The organism is Bacillus sp. LR--39, from assembly GCF_053613335.1.
This window is the reverse complement of sequence record NZ_JBSIOT010000002.1, coordinates 554,673-577,942: the sequence shown is the minus strand read 5'-3', so window position 1 is coordinate 577,942 and position 23,270 is coordinate 554,673. Positions and strand designations below refer to the sequence as shown.

Genomic DNA, 23,270 nt, shown 5'->3' with positions numbered 1-23,270 from the left:
ATATTCACCATGTCAGGCATTGTCTTTCTTTTTGTCTGCTTCTTTTTTGGCCATGTACAGCCCTCCGGCCACCAGCGATACGACATCCAATCCAACGATAAAATACGTTTCGGTATAACCCTTTAAATAGGATGCGAAAAGCAGTGCGGCTGTGAGAGCGATCGCCACATAGTGGTTAAACGTGACGCGCGTAAAAAGGACGACCAGCATAAAAGGGAAACATAATGCAAAAACGGCTTTTGTAATCACAAAAACCCTCCTCGGGAATTCTTCATCTCATCTGATTATAGTAAAAAATGAAGAATCGGACAATCGTTCCCCTGCTATCACAATACCCTTTTTCAGCAGTCTTCAATCATCTGTCAAAAAAATTGTGAATATAAATCCATTGAACCATTAACCAGATGAATCGAATTACCTTTCTTCAGCCGAAAGGATGAGAAGGTTTAGGTCTTTGTATCTTTGACAGTTTCTTCCTCCCTCTTTACAATGTAATGATAGTGTTTACTATCATTTTCTTGGATGAAGAAAAAAAGGGGGTCATACCGCATGTATTCAGTGCGATTTCAAAAAGCGGAAGAATCGAGCCGCTCTGCAGGAGCAAAAGGAATGAACCTGATTAAACTGACGAAAAACGGGCTGCCCGTTCCCGGCGGTTTCATCATTCAGACGAATGCCCTGACACGTTTTATGGAAGACAACGGGCTTCAAGCAGATCAGGAACAGATGGAGCGCGCCATTATGAACGGCACGTTTTCAAAAGAGCTTCGGGAGGAACTGACCGCGTCGTTTTATGAATTGAGAGAATCATACGCCTCTGTCGCCGTACGTTCCTCCTCCGCGTCCGAAGATCTTGAAGGGGCTTCTTTCGCGGGCCAGTACGAAACCTATTTAAATATCAAAACAGAAGAAGAGTTTCTCGGAAAAGTGAAAGAATGCTGGGCTTCCTTCTTCTCGGCGCGGGTCAGCGGTTATAAAGAGAAAATGAACAATGACACCGCAGAACCGTTAATGGGCGTTGTCGTGCAAGGGCTTATCAATTCCGAGGTTTCAGGAGTCATTTTCAGCCGCAACCCGGTCACACATGATGACGGAGAGCTGATGATCAGCGCGAGCTACGGTCTCGGAGAAGCAATCGTCTCCGGCAGCGTGACGCCCGACACATTTATCGTCAATAAAGACACATTTCAGATTGAAAAAGAAATCGGCTTAAAAGAAATGTATATCGTTTCTAAAGACGAAGGCGTGACGGAAAAAGAGACGTCCGCTGACATGAGAAACCGCTTCTGCCTTGATGACGAGAGCGTCAAAGAGCTTGCCATGCTGACGATAAAGACGGAAGAACTGTACGGTTATCCCGTGGATCTCGAATTCGGATTTGCCGAAAATAAGCTGTATCTGCTTCAGGCCAGACCGATTACAACGATCGTGCAGGATCAGAAAGCGGCAGACGAAGAACGGGAATTTATCATGACGCCCCGGGATCAGAAAGATTTTTGGCTCAATATGGAGGCCAATATAGAAGGCCCCGTCAGCCCGTTATTCGCCTCACTCATTGTGCCGGCTTTGGAATACGGCCTCAAAGAGAGCACGAAGACATTCCCTGTAATGGGCATCGAAATCGAGCGTGTCAAACTTCATCAGGGCCGTGTTTTTTCCAGACAGCATAAGACGGACGACAAGCTGCCCGCAGAACAGTTGGAAGCGCTTTTCCCCGTCTTGGCTGACCGCATGTACGATATTATTCAGGAAACCTTTCTGCCTTTTTATCAAAAGCTGGACGAACTGGCGCATACAGACCATACGCCGGAGACTGCCCTTGATGCATTCCGAAACCTGCAAGATTTCTATTTAAAAGGATACGCAGAACATTTCAATATTGTCTTTCCGCAGGTTGCGTTAAACATGATACTGGAATCCATGTACGGACAGGTTGAGAAAGAAAACACCTCCCTTCTGTACGAAATGCTGGCAGGCGTCATGAATAAGTCATTGGAGACCGACAGACAGCTCTGGCTGCTTTCCGGACAAGTAAAAGACAGCCCTGAGCTGCGGCGCGTCTTTACGGTTTCTCATGCCGACGAGCTGCATCAGACGCTTCTGCAATCAAATGAGGGAAAACGCTTTCTCGAACAAGTCGGTGAATTTTTACAGGAATACGGCTGGAGATCCGTGAAAAGTCATGATCTCATTGAAGAAACTTGGGCGGAAAACCCTTATTTCGCTTTGGCCAACATTCAGAACTATGTCCGGAACGGATACGATTTTGACAGTGAGTTTCATAAAACGATAGAAAAACGAAAACAGCTCTACACCGACTTTATGGATAGAATTGAAGATGACGGCTTCCGGGAGACGTTTGACCGCTATTATCAGTGGACATTGTCTTCATCCATCATCAAAGATGATCACCATTTTTATATTGATGCGATGCTGGACGCCAAAGCGCGCCTCTGCCTTCTGAAAATCGGCGAGCTGCTTCAAAAACAAGGCGTAATCGATGATCGGGAGGATATGTGGTACTTATACAGCGATGAAGTCGAGAAAGCGCTGGCGTCGCCGGTTCCGATGCAGGAAAAAGCCGCTCAACGAAAACAGCTCTTCCAGCAATATCAATTGCTTGAAGCCCCCGCTTATCTCGGGACTCCGACTTCGGAACAGCTGAAAACGGCTGAACAGATTACCGGCTCCATCACAGAAGATGAAAAAAACACTGAACATCAAATTTACGGACTTGCGGCGTCAAGCGGAATCGCAAGCGGCCCGGTGAAAGTCATTCGTGACGCAAGTGAATTTTCCCGTTTTTCAACAGGAGACGTTCTTGTCTGCAAAATGACGACACCGCTGTGGACCAGTCTGTTCCAGGATGCAAAGGCCGTCATTACGGACACGGGCGGCATCCTGTCACATGCGGCGATCATCGCGAGAGAATACGGGCTCCCGGCCGTTCTCGGCACACGTGCCGCGACTGACAGGCTCAACGACGGAGATATCGTCACGGTGGACGGGACAAACGGCAAGATTACGATTGTCAAACGCGCTTCATGCTAGGTTTCCCTCTTTATTGACGGCCAGGGCGGGTGTATACTTGTCCTGCCAGTATTTACGCGAGGTGAAACATGTTGAGAACGACGAACAAGAGAATTATTGACGCCGCGATGAATCTGATCATCCAAAAAGGATACCGCGCAGCGACAACAAAAGAAATCGCAGAAAAAGCAAAAGTAAGCGAAGCAACGATTTTCCGTAATTTTAAAAACAAACAAGGATTAATGAAAGCCATGATTGAACAGCAGACGCCGGTTCCGGAAAGCATGATCACTAAGGCGGAAGGCGATCTGTATGAGGATCTTCTTCATTTCGCCGCGACCCTTCTTCAGCAATTGGAACAAAAAAAAGAAGTGTTCCGCATCTGCCTGCGCGAACCGGAACTATTCGAAGACGTCCTGCAGGATATTGTCGTATATCCGCAATCCGTGAAAAAGCATTTAATCGTTTACTTTAAGGAGCTGACAAAGAAAAATATGATAAGCCCCGGCAGCGAAGAAGCTAATGCAGACGTCTTTATGACGATGATTTTCGGTTATTTTATACACCGGCTGCAGCTGGGGAAAAGAGTCATTACTCTCTCTGAGGAAACGATGCTGAAACACAGCACTGAGATTTTCATGAAAGGCATTACCGGCCGGTCATTTTCCGGCTCCAAGGAGGATGAAGGATGGGTTCAAAGAAAGAATGGGCGCTGATCGTTTCGCTTTTGCTGGGAGCCATACTCGTTCCCATCAATTCTACGATGATCGCAGTCGCCCTTTCATCCATTTCCCGCTCATTCAGCGAATCAATTGCCAGCATCACATGGGTAGTGACCGTGTATTTAATCGTGATGGCCGTGACACAGCCCATTGCCGGCAAACTCGGTGATATGTACGGAAACAAAAAAATGTATTTATGGGGCGTCGGCCTTTTTCTCATCGCATCATTGGGGTGCGCCCTCTCGCCAAGTCTTTTCTTATTGATTTTCTTCCGGGCGCTTCAGGCTGCCGGCGGCGCTTTGCTTACGCCAAACAGCATCGCCATCATCCGCCATGTCGTGTCTGAAAAACGGCTTCCGAAAGTATTCGGCTTTTTCGGCCTCGGTGCCGGGCTGGGCGCGGCTCTCGGTCCGTTTATCGGCTCTCTTTTAATTGAGAGCTTCAGCTGGCATTCGATCTTTTGGGTCAACATTCCGTTTCTTGCAATCGCACTCGTGACGGCATTAGTGATGTTTCCTAAATATAAAGAAGAAACGTCTGACGCTCCGCTTGATATCATCGGGTCCGTTTTGCTTGCCGGAAGCATTGTATCTATTATTCTTCTGACGAAAAATGAAAGCTCTTTGGGCTATTGGGTGTACGCGCTGCTCATTCTCATATTTGTTCCGCTATTTTTCAGGCGGGAGCTGCGCACGAAACATCCGATTATTGATTTTGACCTGTTTAAAAACACGACCTTTACGAGCGCCAATCTGTCGGTTCTATTAAGCAATTTAATGATGTACGCCGTGTTATTGATTATGCCGCTCTTTATGACCGGCCACTTCAGCATGAATACGTCGCACAGCGGCATGGCGCTGTCAGTCTTTTCTGTTTTCATGTCCGCCAGCAACTGGGGCGGAGCTCAGCTGCATCAGAAATGGGGCGCGCGAAGAATGATTTTTCTATCCTTCGGGCTGATGGCCGTAGCCAATCTCTTATTTCTGCTTTTGGTTTATTCCCATTCCGTTCCGTTTCTTATGGCATCGCTTATTGTCGGAGGCATCGCGTCAGGTGCGGGGCTGACGAGCATGCAGGTATCTTCTCTTGCGACGGTAGAACCGGGCATGTCCGGCATCGCATCCGGGATTTTCTCCACCTTCCGTTATTTCGGAAGCATTATTTCTTCAGCACTGATCGGTTTAATCTCCGGGTTTCATATTCTGTTTATCATATTGATCGGAGTTTCTGTGATCGGCTTGTTCGTATCGCTTGGTATCAAGTCCGGGGAAACCGTTCAGACGAAAAAAAGCCATTCGGCGTAAACAAAAAAAGGTTCCGTGAGCACCCGCTTTCCGGAACCTTTTCCAGTTTTCCTTCTTATTTTTCTCTCTCAGAGTGTCACCGCAATGCCGTTGCAATGTAAATGGCTGAGAATTCCGATCAAGTTCGGCGCTGCCGTAAAAAAAGCCCGGCCGCCGTGTTGTTAGCGGCACCGGGCTTTTTATATGTGATTTTTCATAATTAATAAAACTGAAAGCTTATTATTTCCAATGTTTTTTCTTAATTTTTTTCATAATTCTCCTTACTAAAACCTACCTAAAACAATTATTGAATATTACTTTTATAATTAAGCAAAATTAAGTAACAATCATTGAAGGATTCTCAGACTGATAAAATTTATTTTAAATATAATATTTCAAAACACATTCAAACTGTACAAAGAAAAGAAAGTCTAAATTTTTATTTTTGGAACTTGATTGGGACAAGAAAGTCTAAACCAAAATCTAGGCGATCCAGGTGGGTGGCCTGGTAAATATTTTGAGTCTCTGTATCTTTAACAATAGTATTTACAATATCATTAGGATACCGATTCAAAAAAAAATGTTCTCCTTTAAACTTATGAAATTTCACGTTTCCTTCAACAACTTCACTCCATTTATGCATTTCATTGATATGAGTCGAAAAATCGCTATCCGCATAAAAAACGCTTACTCCACAACTTATTTTTTCTGCTTTGGGCTGAAACTTATAATTGTCCAAAATTATAAAATCTGCTCGCAAAATCGGAAGAAACATATCCATAATCTCTTTTGTATAAAACTCCTCTGGTATTCCCCCATATTGTTCCACCTTTGTCAAGAAAGTTTCATTAGTCATATTTTCAATGTCTTCTCTCTTTTCAAAAATATGTGGAGCATCTCGCCCAGAAAAAAACAGATGCCTTGGTTCCTTAGTTCCCATTTGCTTAAGTTTATAATATATCTCATAAGTCAATAAGGCTCCCATGCTGTGTCCAAATATAACATATTCATCGTCATATTCTAATTGTTCACTTATTCTTTTGGCGATATCTTCACTTGCTTCACCAACAGACTGGTAACAAGGCTCTGTGAATCGAGTTCCTCTTCCAGCCAATTCACATATACACAATTCATATCTATCCGGCAGTAGTTTTTTCCATTCATAATATGCATTTACCGAGGCTCCAGCATATGGAATAGGAAATACTTTTATTTTATTTATTTCACTCACTCCTATGTTCAACTTGAGCCCACTATCATTACTATATAAACCTATAAGTATTCAAGATACATTTAATTGTACTTCTCTATCTCTCGCTGCTCTGCCAGCAACAAATTCACCATATCACTATAGCTATTCAAACCGTCTGTCTGATTATTTGCCTTCAGATATACGTCATTTACATTTCTTGAAATACTTGAAATAACACCCTCATACTTATCCCGGTACTGCTCATTTTGTTCTATATCATGCCGCACCGCTTTGGACAGACTGGACATTATATCAGACGCCTTATCTGGATCCACTTTCTTTAGCTCAGATATAGAATAATCAAATGCCAGAAATAAACCACTGTATAGTATCATTGGATCATCCTGCTGCTTACATGCCAGGTAAGCTATAAAATTAGCCTCATCCTCATGCATGAAACCACTCTGATGTGCCAATTCATGCGCCATAGTAGCAGGCACCAAAAAAACTGGCACATTAACATTGATATTGGATTCATAAGTAAAAGGGACAAAAATACCATGTATCCCTGCATGCGACATTAGTTTTGACATCACCACTGGTTTTGGTGTTGAATATGAATGCTCCAAAACAGGATATTTCTTTGATAACATTTGCATCGAGAACACTGCGTGTTGTGCATAATAATCAAAAACCTCTGGTACATGAGCCAAAAGATCAGTGTCCGCTAACTTTTCCCTTGCCAATTCCATTTCAACGGCAAGCGACTTACTCAATTTGACCAGTTCCTCCTTGCTGTAGTTCTCTTCTTTATATTCGGTATAAGACAAAAAAGAATACCTGTAATAGTTTATCCCACCCAAAATAGTATAACAAAAATATATCACGCTACAGATCGTAACGATTCCTAGAGCACCACGATAAACTACCATCCTACGCACACCTTTACTCATGATAACCTTGCGCACATAATAAACGATATAAAATAGAAAAAGTAACACAACCAACACGACGAGCCATTCACTAACAGAAAACTTGACCCAAGAAGGTACAAATCCTACTATTTTTGACAATAACGGATATACAGACCTACTGTATTTTTCCGCCCAATCCTGATGGTTCTGCGCGTATTTTGTCAGTATGTAAGCTATAACTCCAAGTGAAATCAACGGTAATCTCTTAAGTAAAAGCTTTTTTATAATGTACTCCCCCCTATCCAACATAACCATTATAATCAGTTATTCTTAATATATATCCTGCTAAAGATTCATCTTCTAAAGGTTTTGGAGTTAGCAATAACCTTTCCAATAAGCCATACCTCTCCTTCATTTATTTTTTTATTATTTCAAAATAAAACAGCTAAGAAAATATAATTTTCTTAGCCGTTTTACTTTTATAGCTGATTTTGAAATCTAGTTTAGGAGTTCTTGAAACTATTCCGAATAATTATGAAAAATCACATTATAATGCTGTCATTTCTTCGTGCTCGTGTTCATCCTGCACGAATAAAATACCTAATTCATGATGTTCGCCTTCATAGGACGCGCGCTGATCAAACCGGATCTCACCATTCAGGCCGATGATCTCCATTTTTACAAATGCGCGGTTTTTTTGAAGTGCTTCGTAAAAATCCGATACATGCTTTACGGGAATGCCGTTTACTTTCGTTATAATCTCACCGATCTTCAGCTCAAGATCTTCCGCGGGCGTATTCGGAATGATGCCGAGCACCATTAAGCCCTGATCCCGCTTAGAGAAATAAAACGGAGCCGCGTTATCGTTCAGCCGCTGTCTCAATGATAAGAACAGGCGTCCGAGCACCGCAATACAAGCGGCAGCACCGGCAAGCGGACTCCACCAAAGGGCCGCTGCCCCGAATGCGGTCACGATAACCCCGAGAATCATGACACGTTTCGCTGTTATCCTTATGCTGACTTCCGGAAGTGACCCCTGCACACGCTGTCCGAAGCCGGCGATATAAGGAATCCAGATCAAATGGAAAGAGCCGCCCGGCACGGTAAAGACAGGCCACCAAGAAAGGTGTGACTCAAGCCCGCTGCCCGGCACCAATAAGAAAAGCGGAAGCAGCCATGCGCGATTCGCCAATTGTCGGCCGATGGGCAGGCCTCTGCTGCTGACGACAAGCGCCGGAGATGTTTTCAGATGCGCTGAACGGCAGGCAGCCGCTCCCTCCGTGATAATCAAAAGGCCCATAAACACGGCCGCCGATGCCCAATTCACGCCGAATGCCTGCGGAAACCGATCCGCAAACGGCACTGTGTGGGTATACTGAAGGATAAACGCAATGAACATGCCGGCGCTGACAATATAAGCTGAGGACAGCCAATTCATACGGAACGTCAGCGAAGCCAAAGCCGTCACAGCCGCGATTATGCCGAGAAGACCGAATGGAATCGAAATTCCCAGTCCAAAAAATAATACGGAGAGAAGAATACCCGGTATAAGTCCTTTTATGTATGTAAAGATAAGCTCGTCATACATATCCGCGATTTTTGTATGAAACGTATGGCGTTCACGTTTGATCCGCAAATATCCGCATGCGAGACTTATGATGATAAAAAACCAGAACATCGGGTGCAAAAAAAACAGACCGATACTTTTCAGAAGTTCAATTCCCCATTGAACAGACACTGCTTTCACCGCCTCAAGCCAAACATTTTAATTCTATTCTACCAAATAATCATTGGCTTGAATATCTCAAACGTCTATCTCTCTTCCGTCATCCACAACGTCACATTTGATAGAGAGAAATCTTTCAGATAGTGGTCGACTTCCACCTCGATTACACCGCTGATCAAAAGCATGGACCGTTTAATATCCGTCAGATTGATTCCTAAACGCTTATGGTTTTTCATTAAGTAAGTGAAATAATGCTTTGCACACTCTTCATTAATTTCGTGAACGCATTCAACATTTGTGTAATTGACCAGGTATCTGCTGAACAGCATAAGAAGACTTAGTGCTTTTGTTGATGAAAATGTGACGTCTTTTGTTCTGTCTTTTAGTTGTTCCACTAATTCATAATATTTCTTTTCACGCACAATACTTGCCCTCTTCAATTGTGAACCCCCATTTTTTTATCCAGATAAGCACGGGTGATTACAGCTGCCGTGCTGAAGCGCCGCAAACACTTCTGCTTTCGATACTGAAATGCAGCTGCCAAACTAAAACTGTTCTCTATTAGAACCTTCTTTTATTGTAAGAACTAAAACTGACTGAGGCAACTTTCAAAAGTTTCATTTTGAATACATATTAACTCGGCATAAAGTCTCTCTTCTCTATAAATATCGGGTAATGTTTGTCCTTTATAAATGTTTAAATGTGAAAATTTTTTTAATATCTTGTCAAAACCGACATAATTATATGTCTTTTAGTTCATTTTTAGAGTGTGACAAAAGAAACAGGAGACGTAAAAAACGCCTCCTTTTCATTTATTTTACAAATAATGATTTTAACGCCATTTGCAGCTGTAAATCATTTTTTTCGTCAGATTTCTGTTCATTCATCAGCTGATTCATTTTTTCCGCTGTCTTTTTATCAATGACCGCTGTTTTATCAAGCTTGTACCGGTCTTGAAACGCCAGAACGGCTTTTTTCATTGTTTTGCTGAAATAGCCGTCTGCTCTGCCCGGATCGAAGCCTAGGCCTTTCAGCAGGATTTGAGCGTGCTTGACATCCGCGCTGTTCATATCAGGCTGAAGCGGCTGTTTCAGCTGAAGCGGTCCCGCCGCAAAATAATCCGGCTGGCTCACAGCGATTGTCGGAGCAATGCCTTTTTTGTGAATCCAATTGCCTTTCGGTGTCAGCCATTTGTAAAGCGTCAATTTAATGTTGCTCCCGTCTCCCATAGGCACGGCCTGCTGAACCGTTCCTTTACCGAAAGAAGTGTCACCGACAACGTCATAATGTCCCGCTTCTTTTAACGCACCCGCAAGAATTTCTGAAGCGGAGGCGCTTCCTTTATCCGTGATGACATTGACGGGATACGGCTTCTTATGTTTTAAGGTTGAGAAATATTGTTTTTTATCGCCGTTACGCTCCGCAATTTGGATATACGGCATGTCTTTTGTGATGAAATGCTTTAAAATTTGTTCGACGCTTTGAAGGTAGCCGCCGGGATTCCCTCTTACATCAAGGACGAGACCGTCAATCCCTTGTTTTTCAAGCTTTTTCAGCGCCGCGGCGAAGTCCTGGGCGGTATGCTCGGAAAATGTCGATATTCCGATGTAGCCGACATGATGACCGCCTGATTCTTTGCGGGAAGCAAATACGGTTTCAAGCGGGATTTCCGCTCTTTTAATCCGGAATGACAGCTGTTTTTCAGTACCCGGACGCTGTATTTTAATAGAAACCTTCGATCCTTTTTTTCCTCTGATTTTCAGCACGGCTTCGTTTAAACCTTTCCCGTTCATTGACTCGCCGTTTATGCTGATGATTTCATCATTCGGCTTGAGTCCCGCTTTTTCCGCCGGAGATTGCTTAAACGGTGATACGATAATGATTTTATTGTCCTCCATACCGACTTCAGCGCCGATCCCTTCGAAAGAAGAATCAAGAGAATCGGAAAACTGCTTAGCGGTCTGCTTGTCCATATAAACGGAATAAGGGTCGTTTAATGTAGACAGCATCCCCTGAATCGCTCCTTCAAGAAGCTTTTCTTTATCTACATTTTCCACGTATTCGTTCGAGATCAGCTCATATGCTTTTTCGATTTTTTCCATTGCCCGGCTTCTTTCTGCGTCTGTTGAATTCGGCTGTGCCGCCCCGGCAATATGAGCTCCGCCGCACATGATGCTGACGGCCGCTATCACTGCGATCATTTTCTGCTTCATCGTTTACCTCCTCTTAGTCCTTTTACGAAAACCTGGAGATAGTATGTGTAAATTGCAAAGAATTCATGTAACGGCAACAAAAAAATGAAAACGCGAGATTGTTACATATATATGGGTAACGTATAATATTTTGTATGCAATTCATTAAATATACAGGAGAATGCGATATGAAAATAAAATTATCGATTTTATCCGCGGCGGTTCTGGCCGCAGGCATTACCGCCTTTGTCTGGCCAAAAACAGAGGCCAATGAAAAAACGCAGACGGACGCCCTGTATGTTTCTCCCGCAGGCAGCGACCAAAATGAAGGAACGAAAGAAAAGCCGTTCCGCACATTAAAACATGCGGCTGAAAAGGCAGAGGCCGGGACAACCGTATTGATTCGGGAAGGGACGTACGATGAAACGTTTGAAGTAAAGCACAGCGGCACGGCCGAAAAGCCGATTACATTTCGGAACTATCAGAATGAGCATGTCTCAATCAGCGGCAAATCTGCGCCAAAAAGCGATTCTGAAACTCCGTTAATTCAAATCCGCAATAAACAGTACATTACCATTCACGGCGTTACGCTTGAGAATCTCTCCGTATCATCAGAAGATGCGACGGCCATGGGGATCTGCGTCACCGGGTCGAGCAGTCATATCAACATTGACGGCAACCATATCCGAAACATTAAAACCACGGCTGATGAGGGAAATGCACACGGCATCGCGTTTTACGGCACAGGCGCCATGAAGGATGTCAGCATCACAAATAATACGGTTGAAAAATTGACGCTCGGCGCAAGCGAAGCGGTCGTGCTGAACGGGAATGTTGACGGATTTAAGATTGCCGGCAATACCATCCGGGACAATAACAATATCGGGATTGACGTGATCGGATACGAAGGAACGTCCAAGCAAAACGACTATGCGCGAAACGGCGTCATTGAAAACAATACGGTGAGCCATAACTCTTCTTACGGAAATCCCGCTTACGGAGATGAATATTCAGCGGGCGGTATTTACGTTGACGGCGCAGAACATGTGGACATTAAGAATAACACCGTTTACAACAATGACCTCGGGATTGAAGCCACTTCCGAACATAAAGGGAAATACGCACAAGATATCCGGATTACGGATAACAAGGTGTACGGCAATGCTTACACCGGTATTTCAATCGGAGGCTATGACACGAAACGCGGCGGAACCATCAATTCAGTGATCGCTCACAACATCATGTACCGAAATGACACGAAGGACCTTGACGGCGGCCAGCTGCTGCTGCAGTACGGCACAAAAGGGAACACGATCGAAAAAAACATCATGACGGCTAGCGGTTCACGGATTTTTATCGCAAATGATTATACGAAAAACGAAGGCAATACCGTTAATCATAACGTCTATCACAAAGAAGCAGGAAAAGACAGCATTTGGAATTGGAAGAACAGAGAATATGATTCATTCACAGCGTACCAAAAAGGAACGGCAAACGATTCGGATTCCATTTATGCGGACCCGATGTACCGTGACGAAGCGTCTTATGACTTTACATTAAAGCCCGGATCACCGGCCCTGCCCGTCATTCAGTAACGAAACCATTAAAAAAAGCCAGTCTATATCAGACTGGCTTTTGTATTTATACACGAAGGAATTTCCGGATGGAAGTCAGACTTCCCCATACTCCGATAACCGCGCCGATCAGAATGAGCACAAGTGATACTTGAAACACAAACGGACTGTACGGCAGAAGTGAAACAAATGATCCCTGAACTTTCGGGGCCACCCAAGCGACCATCGACTGGTACGTACTCAGCACGAGAGCGATCGGTATGATAGAACCGAATACCCCCAGCAGCAGCCCTTCCAGGAAGAACGGCCAGCGGATAAACCAGTTTGTCGCGCCGACAAGCTTCATGATTTCAATCTCTTTTCTTCTGGCGAAAATCGTGATTTTAATCGTATTTGAAATTAAGAACATCGCCGTGAACAGAAGGCCGATGATTAACGCGATCCCGATGTTGCGTGACACCCCGACGATCTTAAACAGACGGCTGACTTCTTCTTTCCCGTATGTCACTTTATACACATGATCCAGCTTCTCAATTTTTTTCGCAACTTTCGGCGTATCATGCGGATCTGTCGTTTTGACGATAAACGCGTTGTTCAGCGGGTTTTCCTGATCTTGCATTTTCATGGCCTTTCCGCTGTCGCCGAAGCTTTTGACCAATTGATCAAGCTCTTTATCTTTAGATGAAAACTCTACGCTTTGGATTCCCGAGATGTCTTTAATCTCATTCTGCAGCGTATCCTGCGTTTTCTTATTCGACGTCAGATCGATTAATACTTTAATTTCCACTTCTTTTTCAGCATTTTTAGCCATGTTGTTTAAATTCAGCATAATGACTAAAAACACGCCGACCAAAATTAATGTAACGGTAACGGCACTGATGGATGCAAATGTCATCCATGTGTTTCTTCCGAGAGATTTAAAACTCTCACGCAAATGGCGCCCGAGAATTTTAATCATAAGAACCATACTCCCCTCTTGACTCATCACGCACAATAATTCCGTCTTCGATCGCGATGACCCGTTTCTTCATGGTGTTTACTATTTCTTTATTGTGTGTCGCCATCACAACGGTCGTTCCGCGGTTATTAATCTCTTCCAGTGTCTTCATGACTTCCCATGATGTGACCGGATCAAGGTTGCCCGTCGGTTCGTCAGCTATCACGACGTCAGGATTGTTGACGATGGATCTTGCGATGGAAACACGCTGCTGTTCTCCTCCGGAAAGCTGGTCGGGAAACTGCCGCGCTTTATGCTTCAGCTGCACAAGATCGAGCACTTCGAGCACGCGTTTTTTAATGACTGACTGCTGCTCTCCGATAACCTCAAGTGCAAACGCGACGTTTTCAAATACCGTCAATTTCGGAAGAAGTTTGAAATCTTGGAAAACAACGCCTATTTTACGCCGCACGAAAGGAATCTCTTTTTCTTTCACAGACGCGAGATCTTTATGATTAATCAATATTTGCCCTTTTGTCGGCTTTTCTTCTCTGTAAATCATTTTAATAAAAGTAGATTTACCGGCTCCGCTCGGTCCCACGACATATACAAATTCTCCGGGATGAATCATGACTGACAGCCCGTTAATCGCTTTTACACCGTTCGGATAGGATTTATATACTTCTTTCATCTCTATCATGAAATCACCTAATCTTTTAATTATGTCTTGCAGCCATAGAGTTCGCAAACGTACAGCGGTTTATGGCCGATTTACCAGGAAACAGATGAAAAATCTGAAAGTTCCTTTTCCTCAGTACACTTCATTATACGTCAAATTTAGACATATTACTATTACAGTTTCTTTTCATTCCCAGACCGTGAAAAAACCTTGCCCCTATAACAGGCAAGGTTTTTCTGTTATTTTTTCTGTGACAGCCATTTTGCGATCTCAGCGGCTTCCTTATCATTTACAAGATGGCTCGGCATATTGCCGCGTCCGTTTTTAATGATGCTTTCAATTTTAGCTTCATCATACTTCCCGCCGACTTCCTGTAAATTCGGACCTCCGCCGCCTTCTAAGTCTTTTCCGTGGCAGCCGATACAGCTTTGCTGATAAAGCTCTTCTCCTGCTGACGCAGATGCTTTTGATCCGCCTGAGCTGTCAGAGCTTTCTTTTTTCGATTCATTGGATCCGCCGCATGCCGCCAGCAGGACGGACATGGTCAGAACCAGCGCCAGCAGCGCCCATTTTGATTTCATATGTAAGATGCACCCCTTCGCTATTATAACCCCGTTTACGCGCGTTTGAAACCCTCGCCGAGCACCTCGCTTGCGTCTGCGACAATGACAAAGGCTGACTCATCAATCTGTTTGACGATTTGTTTCAGTTTTGTGAATTCAGTCTGGCCGACGACACACATTAAGATCGGCCGGTCATGTTCCGTATACCCGCCGACTGCGGAAATCTTCGTCACACCCCTGTCGATTTCTTTAAACACAGCCGACCTGACGGCTTCTTCATGCTGCGTAATGATTAAAGCCATTTTGGAGCGGTTGAACCCGACCTGCACGACATCAATCGTTTTGCTTGAAATAAATACCCCGAGCATCGCATACAATCCCTGCTCCACTCCGAATACGAGCATCGCGCTCAGCACAATTAATCCGTCCATGATGGCAAGGCACGTTCCCAGCGACAGCCCCGTGTATTTGTGAATGATCTGCCCCGCCAGAGCCGTTCCCCCCGTGGAGCCTTTGCCGAGATACACGATGCCGATTCCCGTTCCGATCCCGACGCCTCCGAAAATCGCCGCCAGCAGTTCATGGGTCGTCGCGGCAGGCAGATCTCTTGTTAAATAGACTGCGAGCGGCAGAACGATGGAACCGACCAGTGTCTTCATTCCGAACTTCCCGCCGAGAATGATCACTCCGGCGATAAACAAAGGGATGTTAATAATCCACTGCACGTAAGCCGGTTCAAAACCAAACGTTTCTAAAATGGTGCTGATCCCGCTTACTCCCCCCGCTGCTATACGGTTCGGCAGCAAAAATACGTTAAACACGACCCCCGTAATCGCCGCGCCGATCATGATGTATATATAATCTTTGATCAGACGGAGCGGCTTATTGTGATTCACATCCATGCAAAATCCTCCGTTCTCCGATTTTCTCTCGATAGCATTTTAAGTCTTCCCGGCTTAGAAGTAAATAACAGCCAAATACCGTATTAATTTGCTAAAGCGCTGTTGTGAAAAATGGAGAAAGAGAACGGATAAAAAAACACACCTTGCCAAAGGCAGGTGTGTTCCCGGATTACGACAGTTTAGAACGTAAATAGGCGTCAATGAAGATATCGATATCTCCGTCCATAACCGCCTGCACGTTCCCCATTTCGGTATTGGTACGGTGATCTTTCACCATGGAGTACGGATGGAAGACGTACGAGCGAATTTGGCTGCCCCAGCCGATTTCTTTCTGTTCGCCGCGGATTTCGTCAAGCTCCGCCTGCTGTTCTTCAATTCTGCGCTGATACAGCTTCGCTTTGAGCATTTTCATCGCCCGGTCGCGGTTTTTGATTTGTGAACGTTCCGTCTGGCACGTGACGACTACATTTGTCGGCAGGTGGGTGATCCGAACGGCTGAATCAGTCGTATTGACGTGCTGTCCGCCGGCACCGCTCGCCCGGTACGTATCAACTTTAATATCTTCGGTACGAATATCAATGTCGATTTCTTCATTGAATTCAGGCATGACTTCACATGACACGAATGACGTGTGGCGGCGGCCTGATGAATCAAATGGAGAAATCCGCACGAGGCGGTGTACGCCTTTTTCCGCTTTTAAATAGCCGTATGCATTGTGGCCTTTAATAAGCAGTGTGACAGACTTAATTCCTGCTTCATCTCCCGGGAGATAATCAAGCGTTTCAACTTTGAAACCGCGTCTTTCCGCCCAGCGGGTATACATTCTGAGCAGCATGGAACCCCAATCCTGAGATTCCGTACCGCCGGCGCCCGGGTGAAGTTCTAAAATCGCATTATTTTTGTCATATGGTTCACTGAGCAGCAGCTGAAGCTCAAATTCATTCAATTCCTTCGTTAATGACTTCAGCTCTTTTTCAAGCTCTTGCTGAAGGTCCTGGTCAGGTTCTTCTTTTAAAAGATCATGTGTCATTTGCAGCTCTTCGTGAGACTCGCTCAGCTGATGATAGGAGTTCACGTATTCTTTCAGACCGTTCGCTTCGTTAATGACGGTTTGGGCCTTCTGCTGGTCATTCCAGAATTCCGGTTCCGCCATCTTTTCATCTAATTCTGCAATGCGGGCTTCCTTTGATTCGAGGTCAAAGAGACCCCCTGAAGTCCGCTAAACGAGAAGCCATATTTTCGAGCTCTGCCCTGATTTCTGATAATTCCATTCCATTCACCTCATTAAAAGATCCGGGGCGCCATAAGACGCAGACCCGGTCATGTTCGCTTCATACAGTCGAGACTATTCTGTCCGGCCGCAGCAATTTTTATATTTTTTTCCGCTGCCGCAATGGCAAGGCGCGTTGCGTCCGATATCTACGACTTTTCGCACCGGCGCTTTTTTCGCTTGTTTGGCCTCATCGCCGTCCTGCGGCTGATGAGCCGTCGTTTGGCCCTGAACCACTTCTTCGCGTTCCAGATTGCTTTCAATCTCGGCCTTCATGACGAATTTCGCAACTTCGTCCTCAATGGACTCAATCATGTGCTCAAACATTGCGAAACCTTCCATCTGATATTCACGCAGCGGATTTGTCTGCGCATAAGCGCGGAGGTGAATCCCTTGACGCAGCTGATCCATCGCATCAATATGATCCATCCATTTTGAATCAACGGCACGCAATACGATGACTTTTTCAAATTCACGCATCTGCTCTTCGCCGAAATTCTCTTCTTTGTCATTATATTTCGTCATGATGCGGTCCATGATCATCTCATGCATCTCATCCGGTTCTTTTCCGAAGATATCGCTCTTTTCAAGAGCGCCTTCATCAAGATACGTTGTATTCACCAGCTCCACGAGGCCGTCAAGATTCCATTCTTCCGGAAGCTCCTCTTTCGGCGTATAAGCGGCAATCGCACGTTCCAGAGAAGACTTGATCATGCCTTCAACAATGTCACGCAGGTTGTCAGAGTCAATGACTTCAAAACGCTGCTTGTAAATGACTTCGCGCTGCTGACGGAGCACGTCGTCATATTGAAGAAGCTGTTTACGTGAATCAAAGTTGTTTCCTTCGACACGTTTTTGAGATGATTCCACGGCGCGTGACACCATTTTGCTCTGGATCGGCGTGGAGTCATCCATACCGAACCGGTCAAGCATCGCCATCGTCCGTTCAGCTCCGAAACGGCGCATCAATTCATCTTCCATTGAAAGATAAAATTGTGTGATGCCCGGGTCTCCCTGACGTCCTGAACGTCCGCGGAGCTGATTGTCAATCCGGCGGGATTCGTGGCGTTCCGTACCGACGACTGCAAGGCCGCCAAGCTCTTTTACGCCTTCGCCGAGTTTAATGTCGGTTCCGCGTCCCGCCATGTTGGTCGCAATCGTGACAGCGCCTTTTTGTCCCGCTTCTTCAATAATCTGAGCTTCACGTTCATGGTTTTTGGCATTCAGCACCTGATGCGGAATCCCTTTGTTTTTCAGAAGTTTAGAAATCAATTCAGACGTTTCAACGGCAACCGTACCGACAAGAACCGGCTGTCCGGTCATGTAGCGCTGGGCGACATCCTCCGCCACCGCCTTGAATTTCCCTTCCATTGAGCGGTAGATCAAGTCCGGACGGTCGTCACGGATGACCGGCTGGTTGGTCGGAATGGATACAACCTGCATGTTATAAATATTTCGGAATTCTTCCTCTTCCGTTTTTGCGGTACCGGTCATACCGGCCAGCTTTTCGTACATACGGAAATAGTTTTGGAACGTAATCGTCGCCAATGTCATGCTTTCATTTTGAATCTCCAGGCCTTCTTTCGCCTCAATCGCCTGGTGAAGACCTTCGCTGTAGCGGCGTCCTTTCATCAGACGGCCGGTGAAGGAATCAACAATGACGACCTGGCCGTCCTCAACAACATAATCCACGTCTTTCTGCATCGCCGCATGGGCTTTTAAAGCCTGGTTGATATGGTGGTTCAAGGCCACGTTTTTGACATCAAACAGGTTGTCGATGCCGAACGTTTTTTCAGCCTTCGTCATTCCTTCTTCCGTCAGCTGAACGCCTTTCGTTTTGACGTCATACGTATAATCCTGATCTTTCTTGAGTGTGCGGACAAACGCATTTGCCTGCACGTACAGTTTTGTGGACTTCTGAGCTTGTCCGGAAATAATCAATGGCGTTCTCGCTTCATCGACTAAAATTGAATCGACTTCATCAATAACGGCAAAATGAAGCGGGCGCTGCACCATCTGTTCTTTATAGAGCACCATGTTGTCACGCAAATAATCAAAGCCGAGTTCATTGTTCGTTGAATACGTGATATCGGCTGCGTAAGCTTCGCGTTTTTCGTCTTTTGACATCGAATTCAGGTTAAGGCCGACTGTAAGCCCGAGAAACGCAAAGATTTCTCCCATTTGCTGGGCATCACGGCTCGCCAGATATTCGTTGACCGTTACGACGTGAACGCCTTTTCCTGTCAACGCATTTAAATACACGGGAAGCGTGGACGTCAGCGTTTTCCCTTCCCCTGTTTTCATTTCGGAGATGTTCCCCTCATGAAGGGCGATGCCCCCCATCAGCTGCACTTTAAACGGGAACATGCCGGTTACGCGGCGGGAAGCTTCACGAACGACGGCAAACGCTTCGACAAGAAGGTCATCCGTCGTTTCTCCTTTTTCAAGCCGCTCTTTAAATTCTGCCGTTTTATGTTTAAGCGCCTCGTCAGAGAGATTTTCATAATCTCCTCTTACGGCATCAATGTCATTTGCTATTTTTTCGTATTTGTTCAGCGCACGTTTGGTCGGATCAAACATTTTATTTAAAATCCCAAGCATCTATAACGCTCCTCTATGTTCACATGCAGATTTTGCATGGAATAAATGATAATTTTCTGTCCATGTATACCTCTCATTATCATAACATACCTTTTGCCATTTCCAAAGAATTTGCAGGTAAAGATAGAGAAAAACCTTCCGCACGTTCACGGAAGGCTGGATGGGTTTATTCAGTCGGTTCAATTAATCCGTATTTGCCGTCATTTCTGCGGTAAACGACGTTTGTGAGATTCGTCTCCGCGTTGGTGAATACGAAGAAATTATGGCCGAGCATATTCATTTGGAGAATCGCTTCTTCATTATCCATCGGTTTTAAATTAAAACGCTTTTGACGGACAATTTCCGGGCTGTCATCTTCAATTTCGTCCTGAACCGCTACGCCCGTATCACCAGCGCTGCCGTTCTCGAAATAATGTTTCGGAAGACCCTGGTCGCGGAATTTTCGGTTGACTTTTGTTTTGTGCTTTCGGATTTGACGTTCCAGCTTGTTTGTTGCGAGATCAATTGCATTGTACATATCCTCGTTATGCACTTCAGAACGAAGCGCCAGATCAGTCATCGGAATGGTGACTTCAACTTTAGATTCCTTATCATTATAGAATTTTAAGTTGACGTTCACATCGGCATTGACGCTCTGCTCGAAATATCGTTCCAGCTTGCCGATTTTTCTCTCCACATGATCCTTTAACGCAGGTGTAACCTCAATGTTTTCTCCTCTGATATTGTAGTTCATCAAAGAACGCCTCCCTTTATCTAAGGATATGTAACTATTTCTCTTTTACCCCTTCTGATCCCTGCTGAAACGTTAAAATAATGTGTAAATTCGGTGAACGATGACGAATGGTGTCGGTTTTATCCCGCAGCTTCCGGCAGGATTATAAGTATATGCGGAAGACGCAGGCAAAAGACCTGCCGCTTGCAGCAGGTCTAGTGAAGAACATACGGTTTGATGCAGTCGTGCGTCTGCTCCATCCATAGCTTATAATGCGGCAGAAAGATGGTTTTTAAAAACTCCTGAAAAGGGGCGGACGGGAAATCATAATCATTTAACATGCTGAAATCCTGAAAGATCTCGTCAAATGAGCGGATCGCCGTCTCCACGCATCGGCACTCAATGATAGACAGCAGAAGCGCATGAGAGGAATCGAGATGAAAAAAAGCCTGAATCAAATCGTTGTAAATCCGCTCGCCCTCCGTCTTAAAAAAATCATCCTGCGTGTCCAACAGGTAGCAAAGCCCCTCATCAATCGTAAAAAGAAGCTGGTAATAGGCTGACACCAAATGGTAATCGTTCAAACTTCTCAAAACACTCACCTATTTGCGTTTGTCGTAATAACGGCCGTCACTTGTCGTTTGATGATACGGATTGAAATACGTATTATGGTAGATTCGTTTTTTCTTAAGCGTTTTTATTTCATTTCGGATACCATCCTGAATCCGTTTTACTTCGCCTGTAATCAGGCGGTCCATCGCGGCCACCTGCTGAAGCAGCGTTTTTTCTTCTTCGGAAAAAGGCGGCTTTATGCCCGCAAGCATCTCCTCCCTTTTCTCCGTAAATGCCGTAACGCTGCTGATAAGACCGTCGCTTTCCGGGGCGTCCTTCAGTGCGGCGTACATGTTCTTCGTTTCGTTATACAAAGAAAAGACATTGCTGTTCATCAGGCAAGGCCGCCCGCGCCATGGCTGTTTTTCCGTTCACTCTGCATGGCCTGCTTCCACGTGTCGCGAAATTCAGTAACGAGCTTTTCCGCTTCATCTAAAAACTCTCCGTTATTCTGCACGTTCGCATCGATCAGCCGGCGGCGGATGTAATCATAAATGGATGACATCTGCTCGGAAATCTCAATCTCCCGGTTTAACGTGATGCTGAGCTCTTGAATGATGTTTTGCGCCTTTACGATATTTTCATTTTTGGCTTCAAGGTTGTTTTGCTTCATCGCCTGCCTTGCCAGCTTAATGAATCGCAGGCAGCCGTTATAAAGCATAAGGGTCAGCTCTTCCGGAGCGGCTGTAAAGACGGATGTCTGCTGATAAGCAGCAAAAGGATTATTTATTGCCATTTTTATAAAACCTCCAAGGTTATGATGTTGAAGATCCTAACATTGACGTGAGATATGAAGATTGGCTGTTCAATTTCTCCAATGCCGTATCCAGTGCGCTGAACTTTTTATAATATCTCGTTTCGATGTCATCCAGCTTCGTTTTCATATTGGAAATATTCGTCTCTATTTCATTCAGGCTTTTTCCGATGGCAAAGCTGGTTGATACCGAGCTTTCCGTACCCGCCTGTTTTGAAATTTGGGTCTGCATTTTGTTTAATGTGTCTTTTAATCTCCGGGCAATCCCCTGTTCCTCCGGGTTTTTGGTTTTCGCTGTATCAGGACTGTCTGCATTAAACAGTTTAGCCACGAGAGCAGGATTCTCGGTAATTTTCTGTTTCAGTTTCGCTTCGTCTTTAATGACAAGCTTTCCTTGATCCGTATAACTATCAGACGTCTCAATTCCGAAATCGGCAAGCTGATATTTTTTCCCGTCAATCGTAACCGTTGAGTACAGATCAAGCCGCATCTCAGCCAAACCGTTATGCAGCGTGCTGTCGCTCCGTAATAACCCGCTTTTAGCCTTTGCCTCCCACTGCTCAATCTGCTTATCGGTCATCGCTTCTCTTTGTTCATCAGTTAGCGGCTTATAATCGCGGTATTTTGATTCTGTTACCTTCTCGTTTGCACTTTTAATTAACGTATTGTATTTATCAACGAAATCTTTAATGTTGTCAAAAATGCCGTCCGTATCAGTCGTGCTGTTAATCGTAACCGTTTTATTGCTGTCCGTCACGCTGTTCAGCGTGTATTTGATGCCGTTGATCGTAAAGTTATTTGACGTTTTTGTCATTTCAAGCCCGTTGAACGTAAACTTCGCGTTTTTCCCTTCGGCATTGGCCGTCAGTTCATTTGTTGCATCATCAACGGCAAAACCGAGCTGATCTTTCAGAAAGCTTTTGGTTGCGTCATCACCTGCGGCAAGGGTAAATCCTTCCCCCGTTTTATTGGAAGTGAACGCAATCGTATCCACATAATCCGTGCCGTTGGAAATTTTCTCTTTTAAAGCCGTCACTCCGAGACCCGAGCTGTTCAGTTTGGAAATGACATCGTCAATCGTATCGGTTGCGGCAATCGTGACGTTTACCTCAGTCGGCTTCGTTTCACCCGGATTTGTGACATTGAATTTCAATGTTTGGCTCTGACCCGAAGTGAAATTGATGGCGCCTGATGATTTATAAGTCGTCGGCGTAGCCAGCTGCTGTACAGACATACTCGTTGAAATATTCTGCTCAGCACTGACGGCCGCCGCGCTGACACTGGAATCCGAACTTGTTACTGTTTTTTTATTCCAGTTTGTGGACATCAGCATATTATTAAATGTCGTAGAATACATGTCGGCAATCTGAGTATTCACTTCCCGATAAGCATCGCGCTTCCATTCAAGCGTCTGCTTTTGCTGGTTTAATTTATTAAGCGGCTGCTTTTCGGCATCCATCATTTTTTTCACCAGAGAATCTACATCAAGACCGGAATTAAGGCCTGTGATTCTTGTGACCATATGTACCCTCTCCTTTTCGGCGTTTAGTCGTAGACGGCTCTATGACAACAGTGAGTTTCCGACTGTTTATCATATCACAGCTCCA

The 23,270-nt window shown here is 45.0% G+C and carries 21 protein-coding genes; 4 read left to right on the top strand and 17 right to left on the bottom strand.

Features of this window, described 5'->3' with window-relative positions:
• Positions 1-12: 12 nt before the first annotated feature.
• Positions 13-249 (bottom strand): CsbA family protein, encoded by a 237-nt coding sequence (locus ACWHAR_RS12650; protein WP_003151438.1) that lies wholly within the window; start codon positions 247-249, stop codon positions 13-15.
• A gap of 300 nt (positions 250-549) precedes the next feature.
• Here ACWHAR_RS12650 and ACWHAR_RS12645 point away from each other — a divergent pair, with 300 nt between their 5' ends.
• The 3 genes from ACWHAR_RS12645 (at position 550) to ACWHAR_RS12635 (ending at position 5,056) form a co-directional block, all read left to right on the top strand.
• Positions 550-3,051, top strand: coding sequence for a PEP/pyruvate-binding domain-containing protein (locus tag ACWHAR_RS12645; RefSeq protein ID WP_032876192.1), 2,502 nt, complete (start codon positions 550-552; stop codon positions 3,049-3,051).
• Between the two features lie 71 nt (positions 3,052-3,122).
• Positions 3,123-3,746: a TetR/AcrR family transcriptional regulator gene (locus tag ACWHAR_RS12640; RefSeq protein WP_015240677.1), complete on the top strand. Its 624-nt coding sequence runs from the start codon at positions 3,123-3,125 to the stop codon at positions 3,744-3,746.
• Complete coding sequence (locus tag ACWHAR_RS12635) at positions 3,719-5,056, top strand: MFS transporter (protein WP_022553858.1); 1,338 nt, start codon at positions 3,719-3,721, stop codon at positions 5,054-5,056. Before ACWHAR_RS12640 ends, ACWHAR_RS12635 begins: the two co-directional genes overlap by 28 nt.
• Before the next feature lie 418 nt (positions 5,057-5,474).
• On the opposite strand, the gene ACWHAR_RS12630 is transcribed toward ACWHAR_RS12635, so the two are convergent.
• The 5 genes from ACWHAR_RS12630 to ctpB all read right to left on the bottom strand — a co-directional run bounded on the left by ACWHAR_RS12630 (position 5,475) and on the right by ctpB (position 11,038).
• Positions 5,475-6,278 (bottom strand): thioesterase II family protein, encoded by an 804-nt coding sequence (locus ACWHAR_RS12630; protein ID WP_074534232.1) that lies wholly within the window; start codon positions 6,276-6,278, stop codon positions 5,475-5,477.
• 50 nt (positions 6,279-6,328) lie between these two features.
• Positions 6,329-7,396, bottom strand: a complete 1,068-nt coding sequence (locus ACWHAR_RS12625) for a DUF3810 domain-containing protein (protein ID WP_032876952.1) — start codon at positions 7,394-7,396, stop codon at positions 6,329-6,331.
• A 292-nt stretch (positions 7,397-7,688) separates the two neighbouring features.
• Entirely contained in the window at positions 7,689-8,879 is a 1,191-nt protein-coding gene (locus ACWHAR_RS12620; RefSeq protein ID WP_032876189.1) for a S1C family serine protease, read from the bottom strand.
• 74 nt (positions 8,880-8,953) lie between these two features.
• Positions 8,954-9,307, bottom strand: a complete 354-nt coding sequence (gene swrA / locus ACWHAR_RS12615) for a swarming motility protein SwrAA (protein ID WP_014305920.1) — start codon at positions 9,305-9,307, stop codon at positions 8,954-8,956.
• A 372-nt stretch (positions 9,308-9,679) separates the two neighbouring features.
• Positions 9,680-11,038, bottom strand: a complete 1,359-nt coding sequence (ctpB, locus tag ACWHAR_RS12610; protein ID WP_370465912.1) for a carboxy-terminal processing protease CtpB — start codon at positions 11,036-11,038, stop codon at positions 9,680-9,682.
• A 209-nt stretch (positions 11,039-11,247) separates the two neighbouring features.
• Here ctpB and ACWHAR_RS12605 point away from each other — a divergent pair, with 209 nt between their 5' ends.
• Positions 11,248-12,654, top strand: coding sequence for a right-handed parallel beta-helix repeat-containing protein (locus ACWHAR_RS12605; protein ID WP_032876184.1), 1,407 nt, complete (start codon positions 11,248-11,250; stop codon positions 12,652-12,654).
• 46 nt (positions 12,655-12,700) lie between these two features.
• Here the strand turns inward: ACWHAR_RS12605 and ftsX are convergent, their stop codons facing one another.
• The 11 genes from ftsX to ACWHAR_RS12550 form a co-directional block, all read right to left on the bottom strand.
• Positions 12,701-13,591, bottom strand: a complete 891-nt coding sequence (ftsX, locus tag ACWHAR_RS12600) for a permease-like cell division protein FtsX (protein WP_007407464.1) — start codon at positions 13,589-13,591, stop codon at positions 12,701-12,703.
• Entirely contained in the window at positions 13,584-14,270 is a 687-nt protein-coding gene (gene ftsE / locus ACWHAR_RS12595; protein ID WP_007407465.1) for a cell division ATP-binding protein FtsE, read from the bottom strand. Before ftsE ends, ftsX begins: the two co-directional genes overlap by 8 nt.
• 218 nt (positions 14,271-14,488) lie before the next feature.
• Positions 14,489-14,830 carry a cytochrome c551 gene (gene cccB / locus ACWHAR_RS12590; protein ID WP_007614074.1) on the bottom strand — a complete coding sequence of 114 codons (342 nt, stop codon included), beginning with the start codon at positions 14,828-14,830 and terminating at the stop codon, positions 14,489-14,491.
• 35 nt (positions 14,831-14,865) lie between these two features.
• On the bottom strand, positions 14,866-15,714 hold the full coding sequence (locus ACWHAR_RS12585; protein ID WP_007614078.1) for a YitT family protein: 849 nt from the start codon (positions 15,712-15,714) through the stop codon (positions 14,866-14,868).
• A 169-nt stretch (positions 15,715-15,883) separates the two neighbouring features.
• Positions 15,884-16,985, bottom strand: a protein-coding gene (gene prfB, locus ACWHAR_RS12580; protein WP_096034905.1) for a peptide chain release factor 2 whose coding sequence is annotated in 2 segments (ribosomal slippage) — positions 15,884-16,912 and positions 16,914-16,985 — 1,101 coding nt in all. Because the reading frame shifts where the segments join, the coding sequence is not laid out codon by codon here.
• 74 nt (positions 16,986-17,059) lie between these two features.
• Positions 17,060-19,585 (bottom strand): preprotein translocase subunit SecA, encoded by a 2,526-nt coding sequence (secA, locus tag ACWHAR_RS12575; protein WP_032876181.1) that lies wholly within the window; start codon positions 19,583-19,585, stop codon positions 17,060-17,062.
• Positions 19,586-19,751: 166 nt separating this feature from the next.
• Positions 19,752-20,318 carry a ribosome hibernation-promoting factor, HPF/YfiA family gene (gene hpf, locus ACWHAR_RS12570; RefSeq protein WP_032876178.1) on the bottom strand — a complete coding sequence of 189 codons (567 nt, stop codon included), beginning with the start codon at positions 20,316-20,318 and terminating at the stop codon, positions 19,752-19,754.
• Positions 20,319-20,512: 194 nt separating this feature from the next.
• Positions 20,513-20,890 carry a hypothetical protein gene (locus tag ACWHAR_RS12565; RefSeq protein ID WP_003151412.1) on the bottom strand — a complete coding sequence of 126 codons (378 nt, stop codon included), beginning with the start codon at positions 20,888-20,890 and terminating at the stop codon, positions 20,513-20,515.
• A gap of 9 nt (positions 20,891-20,899) precedes the next feature.
• Positions 20,900-21,244 carry a flagella biosynthesis regulatory protein FliT gene (gene fliT, locus ACWHAR_RS12560; RefSeq protein ID WP_007407472.1) on the bottom strand — a complete coding sequence of 115 codons (345 nt, stop codon included), beginning with the start codon at positions 21,242-21,244 and terminating at the stop codon, positions 20,900-20,902.
• Entirely contained in the window at positions 21,244-21,645 is a 402-nt protein-coding gene (gene fliS, locus ACWHAR_RS12555; RefSeq protein ID WP_003151407.1) for a flagellar export chaperone FliS, read from the bottom strand. Before fliS ends, fliT begins: the two co-directional genes overlap by 1 nt.
• Positions 21,646-21,664: 19 nt before the next feature.
• Positions 21,665-23,185, bottom strand: a complete 1,521-nt coding sequence (locus ACWHAR_RS12550; RefSeq protein ID WP_032876175.1) for a flagellar hook-associated protein 2 — start codon at positions 23,183-23,185, stop codon at positions 21,665-21,667.
• Between the last annotated feature and the right edge of the window lie 85 nt (positions 23,186-23,270).

What these genes read in the sequence shown, in the direction of transcription:
- ACWHAR_RS12645 (WP_032876192.1), top strand. Translation starts at nt 550, where the DNA reads ATGTATTCAGTGCGATTTCAAAAAGCGGAAGAATCGAGCCGCTCTGCA.
- ACWHAR_RS12635 (WP_022553858.1), top strand. Translation starts at nt 3,719, where the DNA reads ATGGGTTCAAAGAAAGAATGGGCGCTGATCGTTTCGCTTTTGCTGGGA.
- ctpB (WP_370465912.1), bottom strand. Translation starts at nt 11,038, where the DNA reads ATGTGCGGCGGAGCTCATATTGCCGGGGCGGCACAGCCGAATTCAACA.
- ACWHAR_RS12605 (WP_032876184.1), top strand. Translation starts at nt 11,248, where the DNA reads ATGAAAATAAAATTATCGATTTTATCCGCGGCGGTTCTGGCCGCAGGC.
- ftsX (WP_007407464.1), bottom strand. Translation starts at nt 13,591, where the DNA reads ATGATTAAAATTCTCGGGCGCCATTTGCGTGAGAGTTTTAAATCTCTC.
- ftsE (WP_007407465.1), bottom strand. Translation starts at nt 14,270, where the DNA reads ATGATAGAGATGAAAGAAGTATATAAATCCTATCCGAACGGTGTAAAA.
- cccB (WP_007614074.1), bottom strand. Translation starts at nt 14,830, where the DNA reads ATGAAATCAAAATGGGCGCTGCTGGCGCTGGTTCTGACCATGTCCGTC.
- ACWHAR_RS12585 (WP_007614078.1), bottom strand. Translation starts at nt 15,714, where the DNA reads ATGGATGTGAATCACAATAAGCCGCTCCGTCTGATCAAAGATTATATA.
- secA (WP_032876181.1), bottom strand. Translation starts at nt 19,585, where the DNA reads ATGCTTGGGATTTTAAATAAAATGTTTGATCCGACCAAACGTGCGCTG.
- hpf (WP_032876178.1), bottom strand. Translation starts at nt 20,318, where the DNA reads ATGAACTACAATATCAGAGGAGAAAACATTGAGGTTACACCTGCGTTA.
- fliT (WP_007407472.1), bottom strand. Translation starts at nt 21,244, where the DNA reads ATGAACAGCAATGTCTTTTCTTTGTATAACGAAACGAAGAACATGTAC.
- fliS (WP_003151407.1), bottom strand. Translation starts at nt 21,645, where the DNA reads ATGGCAATAAATAATCCTTTTGCTGCTTATCAGCAGACATCCGTCTTT.
- ACWHAR_RS12550 (WP_032876175.1), bottom strand. Translation starts at nt 23,185, where the DNA reads ATGGTCACAAGAATCACAGGCCTTAATTCCGGTCTTGATGTAGATTCT.